Source organism: Bathymodiolus japonicus methanotrophic gill symbiont, from assembly GCF_019721995.1.
Classification (GTDB): Bacteria; Pseudomonadota; Gammaproteobacteria; order Methylococcales; family Methylomonadaceae; genus Methyloprofundus.
Genome location: NZ_BLYC01000100.1, coordinates 1 through 5,773, shown reverse-complemented (window position 1 = coordinate 5,773; position 5,773 = coordinate 1). Strand labels below are relative to the sequence as shown.

Sequence of the window (5,773 nt, the reverse complement as noted above, 5' to 3'; positions counted from 1 at the left end):
CCTCACGAAATTCCGGGACTCCTGTCGCCGTAATTCGTTCACCTACGCAGCGAATAGGAGATGCTCCAGCCGCCCTGCGTCCGCCACAGACTGAGCACAAAGCAGCTCAGTCATGGCTACCACAAATGGCTCTACGGCTATTCGGGATAAAATTTTAGCCTCCCTCGCGCGCTATCGCGCACTTCGGATTGGCAAATTTCCCTGCGCCTTCTGGAGACTATCAGCCCGTCCGGGGCTGACAGCGGAAGAGGGATCAAGCCGTGGCCTGATTCTGAGTCTTTTGTTTGACCATTGCCTTCTCCTTCACCCAGAGCAAATAGCCCGCATTGAAAGCAAACTACCTGCGTATACCGTAGGAAGCTTACAGCGCAAGTCTCAAATGGATGTACTGCTTGAGTTCATCACGTCATTGCTAGAGTTTCCAGATCCTGGTGATAAGCTGAAAGAGTTAGGTGAATTAATAAAGGATGTGTTTCAACTGATGCCATCAGGAAAACATATGATTGGCAGAGATTTAGGGCGCTTAGAGCCAACACGATCATTAAAGTATTGTTCTGCTGGGTAAAGGTAAGAGTTTGATGGCAATGGGATGGAAAAACTTGAACATCGAGTAATAAGAATAAATATTGGTTAAAAGGATATATAACAGGTTAAAGAAAAGGTTAGGAGTGTAAAAATACTCTTTAAAGCCTTACTACATAAGGATTTTCTGTTTTTGAGCGTACCCTGAATTCCTGTATTGTCGTACCTTCAGTCCCTGCATTAGCGTACCCTGAGTCCCTGTATTTTAGAGGGAGTTTTTAACATTCTTAATTTTTGCGTACCTCCAGCTCCTGTATTTTTGTTGCTCGATGCTTCCAAGTGTACCCTGAGTCCCTGTGTTTTTGCTTTCTGAGAGCCTGGGTTTTGGCAGTGTACCTTCAGTCCCTGTATTTGCGTACCCTGAGTCCCTGTATCAACATGGAGTTTTACACAGGGTTTTTAACAATATCTGGGGATAAGTTTCACAGATTCCACTATCTCTTGAATATCATCCTGAAGACTGTAGAACATCGGGAAGAAGGCAATCAATCCGGTTCTGTCGCATAAACTTCACTTTCCGACGTTATCTGCTATCATAATTCTCAATTTCAATAAAAGGTGGATCCCATGCTCAGCTTCAAAGGCACTCACTTTCCAATGCCATCAGAATATAGGCACCATCCAGACTAAAAACAACTGTAGTAATCGGCTCATCAATTTCAGGGGGCGCATAGTCCCAGTTTTCTTCTTGAGCGCAAGCAATGCTACCAACCCAGTCAGTTACGTTTTGTACTGTCGACTTGGCAACCGAACGGTTGTGATTTTCTTTTAAATCAGAACAGACTGAATTTGCATTACCCTGTGAGTATTTACGCGACAATTGCTGCGCAAACTTTGGTGTGGCAGCAAAAATTGTACGCGCTGAATCTAAGGGACAAAAAATCTTTCCGCCTTTTGATGATTGATAAACATGACGTTCAATTTCTACGATGCCAAAAGGCGTTTGATATTTCTTGCTGTCTTTATTCCTCGAAGTTAACTTTGTATCTTCTTTAATAATGGGGGATCCATCCGTGTCAAAGCATTTTAGTGCCTCACCCAAGCCAATGATGGGCTTTAAAGCGTTTCACTCCGCTCAAGCAACAATTGATGGAATTGAAACAGCACATATGATCCGAAAGAGACAATTGTCTGAGGAAAATATTCCTGCTTATAAGCAGTTTATGGCTTTAGTAGGACAGTTATGCCTGAAGGACAGGAGGTCTGCGCTTTTAATAATTATTGCGACAGAACCATTTATATTAAGTCGCCTCTAAACGCTCTATTTTTTCATACAACCGAGATAGGTGTTCTCCAGACATATCTAATAATGGCTCAAACATAAAGGAATTAATGTGGATATTCTCTGGTGCCATTAAGTTTACTTGTTCAATAATCTTAATGTCTTCAGCCAAGTAACATTTTACCTTTTTTAATTTCATATTCACGCTTAGCTTTATGAAATTCGGCACTGCTACTGTAGTCAACTTGCATAGGCTCTATAAGGGGGCTTCCCTCTTGATCTAAAATGGCTTCTTTTGTTCTTTTAGTCATTTTATTATTTTCAATCATCATGCTTGAAAATTCACTTGTTGCGTAAATATGTAAGATTGCATCTACAAGTTTTCTACCTTCAAACTTTTTATCTACTTCTACTCTCTTCACTTCGTGCATTTTTTCAAGGATAGCTACTATTTTCTGTAAAGTGATTCTTTTGTATTTGTTCTCTACAAAATCAATATCTTGGATTATTTTTGTAAGTGATGGACTATATGGCTTTCCATTTTCGGACGCATATCTAAAGCGCATATTAAGCATAATTCTAAGGCTAAGCTCATATTTCCCTTTTGAAGCAAGTATACTATTTGAGTCGGTTGCTCTCCAATCTCCAGAGCTAATATAACTGGTTATCATATTTCCAAGTTCAATAACAACTTTTTTGTTATCCATGTAAATATCTTTAATTCTATTGAATATATACTCACTATCTCCAGCATGGTTTTTAACTGTAATATCAGTTCTTTTAAGAACCTCTAAAGCTTCTCTTATACTGGTTGTATTATATGGACACTCATTCGGCTTTAAATCTTTACTTTCCCGTTTATTAATAGCTTCTACTATTTCTTTTTGTATTTGGTAGTATGTAGTTCTAATTGTGAAAATTCTTTTATCTTCAGAATCTGTATCAATATCAATAATCTGTTTTGAAGCCCAAGAGATAATAGCGTATTCAATACGTGCCTCTCTTAAATCAGGGAAATGGCTTTGAAATTGTTTTGTTCTTTTGTTTTTAAAATTGGCAGGAGAAATTTATGAAACATAAGATTTCCCTTCAATAGAAAAACATTTTTCTACTGGCTCAGCAATAAATTTGCTAACCCACTTTATAAGCGGGTCGTTGCTAGATACGTCTTTTGGTATAACTTCATAGGTCTCAGAGAGGTTAAGCCTCTTAGTGGACTGAAATAGCTCTAACTGGATACCTAAAGCTTCTTGAAGTTGTTTACTATCACTCATTGGGTCCTTGCTTAGTAAATAAATCAGTTTTTGTTCTTATGTAATGTTTAACAAAAGTTCCTAGAGGGACTAATTCCCCAGCTTTTCCCTTTATGATTGCAAGTTCAGTAGGTGTTATTTTGATACTGATAACTTCACTATCACGCTCTTTTACTGTTTTAGGCTTGCTTGCTTTTTTTCTTAAATCTTTTTCTTCTTCTTTTGTGGGAAGTATTTTCTCAGATTTAATAACAAGACTATCTAGATTTTTTTTACCCATGTTTATATACCAATTAAATTGTAAAGAGCATCAAATTGTTTAGCTACTTCACGGTAGCTATAAGAGGCTAGAGCATTGCTTTCCATTAGTTGTTTAATGGATTTTTGCTCTTCAAAAATATTATCAAAGGCTTTTGAAAATTTGAGAGGTAGAACAGGTATCCCCTCCCCTACTTTCGTATGGACGGCATTTTGAACATTTTTAAAATCTTCGCTTTGTGTCCAATCGTCTTTGAATATCTCACCTTTTTGCTTTTGTAGTTTGGTAGCCACAACAATTATATTTTGATTGAACTCTTTGATTTGATTTATGGTGTTTAAGCCAGCTACAAGGCTTTTATACTCATTATAGATAGGAACAATAACATAGTCGGCCATTTTAAGAGCTGAACTCATGCTTATAGCGAATTTTGATATTGAACCAGCAAGATCAAATACAATATCTATATCATGCTCTACAAGTTCTTGAGGAAAAGCCTCTTCTGTCTGAAGAGCTATAAGCTTGTTATCATCTATGAGGTTGTCGTAGATATGGAAAGCTTCATTCGTACCAATACAAAAGCCCTTATCCAGTGCGATATTGGTAGATATAGGGGTTTTCCCCGCGGAACCCTTGGAGCTGTAGACTGCTATTTTCATAATGGTATACTGGTAGACCTGTAAATAAGTAAACATTATATTTAGGTAGACCGGGCTGTCAACAAAAAGTATATCTGTAATAAATGTAGATTGGTAGATATGTATACACGTCTACAGGTAGTCCTGTGCCTTGAGTGTACCCTGAGTCCCTGTATCTGCTGGGAGTTTAACTGCCACTTAGAGGAAGAGAACTTTATGCGACAGAACCCTTGATAGTGATTGTGGGAAATGTGTTGGCTAGTGTTGGTAAGGGGTGGATAACATCTTTTCGTTATCCATGCTTTATCAATACGTCCCGTAGGGAGTCAATATATTTCCCACATGAACGGGTCAAAACTTGCAAAATGCGCCTTGTAGGCATTACAGGGGCTAAATTTTACTTGTATGCGAACGTGAAAAACAAAATAGGACGATTAGCTATGGCGATCAACGATGAGAATATACCTAACAAGGATAAAGAAGCCTTAAAACATTTCTTAAAAGGTAAAGAAATATAGCACCCCAAAGAGTCAAGACAGATTTTTCAACAATCCTTATTCCATATTCCTAAGCCGCTTCATTCTGCTGTTCATTAGCTAAAATACTTTCTCTATATACATTCATTGGTTTTTTATAGTCCAGGGTTTCATGAAACCGTTGATGATTATAAAACTCAATATAGTCATCAACATCTTCTATTAACGCTCTAATTGAACCATATTCATTTAAATAAATACGCTCACATTTTGCACTTCGCCAAAACCGTTCAATACAAATATTATCCGTTGCTCATCCTTTTCCATCCATAGAAATAGTAATGCCTTTGTTTTTTAGTCGTTGGGTATGAATTTCACTGGTGTATTGACTGCCTTGATCCGTATTAAAAATTTCAGGTGTTCCGTAGAGAGAAAGCGCTTCATCTAATACATCCATAACTAAAAAAGAATCCATTGTGTTTGATATTTTATGGGCGAGCACTGCTTTTGAGTGCCAATCAATAATCGCCGCTAAATAAACCATCCCTTCTTTGGTTTTAATATAGGTTATATCTGTACTCCAAACTTGGTTAGCGTGTGATATATCAAGATCTCTAAGCTTATAAGTATATTTTTTATGTTCTTTTATGGGGATCGTTGTATTGACTTGTTTTACCGCTAATACGGCTTTCAAGCCCATCTGCTGCCGATAACTCGCCACCGTGTTTAAACTGACTTTAAAACCACCTTCAAGCAACTGCTGGTGTACTTTAGCCGCACCATAAATAGGGATGTCTTTAAAAATGTGATTAATCTGAGTTTTGATCTCTTCTTTCTTTTTATTCTCTCTTTTTTTGTAATAGAGATTGCTTCTATTTAATCCTAATAATGCACACTGCTGTGTTAGAGGTAGAGTGTTAAGCTTGGGCTCAATCAACTGTTTTCTATCAGATGAGTCCAAGCTTTTTAGCTTTTTTTCGAGCCACTCCTTTTCAACCGTCATTTTTCCTACGATTTTTGTGAGCATCTCATTTTGTTCTTGAGCTGCTAATAGATCCTCTTTGTAATCTTTAACGGCTTTGGAGGGCTCCATTGCTATTTCTGCATTGTCTAAGAATATTTTTTTCCAGTTTTGTAGGTTCTTAGGTGTGATGTTATTTGCACTGGCAATTTCTTGCAGTGTTTTTTCATTCTTTAAAACTTCTAATACCAACTTGCTTTTAAATTCAGCACTGTAGACCGTTCTTTTTCTGCTCATTTTAATACTCCAATTTTTTACAAATAGTAACTAATTTGGAATAAGATTGCTTTGATTTCTTGTCTGGATTTGCTGGGGGATTATA

10 protein-coding genes and 1 pseudogene are annotated in these 5,773 nt (G+C 37.3%); 3 read left to right on the top strand and 8 right to left on the bottom strand.

Features of this window, described 5'->3' with window-relative positions:
- Positions 1-112 precede the first annotated feature (112 nt).
- Positions 113-565 (top strand): hypothetical protein, encoded by a 453-nt coding sequence (locus K6984_RS30095; protein WP_221898631.1) that lies wholly within the window; start codon positions 113-115, stop codon positions 563-565.
- Between the two features lie 594 nt (positions 566-1,159).
- Here the strand turns inward: K6984_RS30095 and K6984_RS30090 are convergent.
- Complete coding sequence (locus tag K6984_RS30090) at positions 1,160-1,624, bottom strand: hypothetical protein (RefSeq protein ID WP_221898630.1); 465 nt, start codon at positions 1,622-1,624, stop codon at positions 1,160-1,162.
- 1 nt (position 1,625) lies between these two features.
- Between K6984_RS30090 and K6984_RS37005 the strand changes: the two are divergent.
- Positions 1,626-1,754, top strand: a pseudogene (locus K6984_RS37005) (IS6 family transposase); the annotation flags it as partial.
- A gap of 69 nt (positions 1,755-1,823) precedes the next feature.
- On the opposite strand, the gene K6984_RS30080 reads toward K6984_RS37005, so the two are convergent.
- The 5 genes from K6984_RS30080 to K6984_RS30060 form a co-directional block, all read right to left on the bottom strand.
- Positions 1,824-1,976, bottom strand: coding sequence for a hypothetical protein (locus tag K6984_RS30080; RefSeq protein WP_221898632.1), 153 nt, complete (start codon positions 1,974-1,976; stop codon positions 1,824-1,826).
- Positions 1,969-2,511, bottom strand: a complete 543-nt coding sequence (locus K6984_RS30075) for a hypothetical protein (RefSeq protein ID WP_221898629.1) — start codon at positions 2,509-2,511, stop codon at positions 1,969-1,971. Before K6984_RS30075 ends, K6984_RS30080 begins: the two co-directional genes overlap by 8 nt.
- Positions 2,512-2,871: 360 nt before the next feature.
- Complete coding sequence (locus K6984_RS30070) at positions 2,872-3,078, bottom strand: hypothetical protein (RefSeq protein WP_221898628.1); 207 nt, start codon at positions 3,076-3,078, stop codon at positions 2,872-2,874.
- Positions 3,071-3,337 carry a hypothetical protein gene (locus tag K6984_RS30065; protein ID WP_221898627.1) on the bottom strand — a complete coding sequence of 89 codons (267 nt, stop codon included), beginning with the start codon at positions 3,335-3,337 and terminating at the stop codon, positions 3,071-3,073. Before K6984_RS30065 ends, K6984_RS30070 begins: the two co-directional genes overlap by 8 nt.
- Positions 3,338-3,339: 2 nt before the next feature.
- Positions 3,340-3,975 (bottom strand): P-loop NTPase family protein, encoded by a 636-nt coding sequence (locus tag K6984_RS30060; RefSeq protein WP_087870206.1) that lies wholly within the window; start codon positions 3,973-3,975, stop codon positions 3,340-3,342.
- 215 nt (positions 3,976-4,190) lie between these two features.
- Between K6984_RS30060 and K6984_RS30055 the strand changes: the two genes are divergently transcribed.
- Positions 4,191-4,472, top strand: coding sequence for a hypothetical protein (locus tag K6984_RS30055; protein ID WP_221898626.1), 282 nt, complete (start codon positions 4,191-4,193; stop codon positions 4,470-4,472).
- 49 nt (positions 4,473-4,521) lie between these two features.
- Here the strand turns inward: K6984_RS30055 and K6984_RS31935 are convergent, their stop codons facing one another.
- Together K6984_RS31935 and K6984_RS30050 are read right to left on the bottom strand one after the other, a co-directional pair.
- Entirely contained in the window at positions 4,522-4,731 is a 210-nt protein-coding gene (locus tag K6984_RS31935; RefSeq protein ID WP_263458926.1) for an integrase core domain-containing protein, read from the bottom strand.
- A gap of 12 nt (positions 4,732-4,743) precedes the next feature.
- On the bottom strand, positions 4,744-5,688 hold the full coding sequence (locus K6984_RS30050; RefSeq protein WP_230988366.1) for an IS3 family transposase: 945 nt from the start codon (positions 5,686-5,688) through the stop codon (positions 4,744-4,746).
- Between the last annotated feature and the right edge of the window lie 85 nt (positions 5,689-5,773).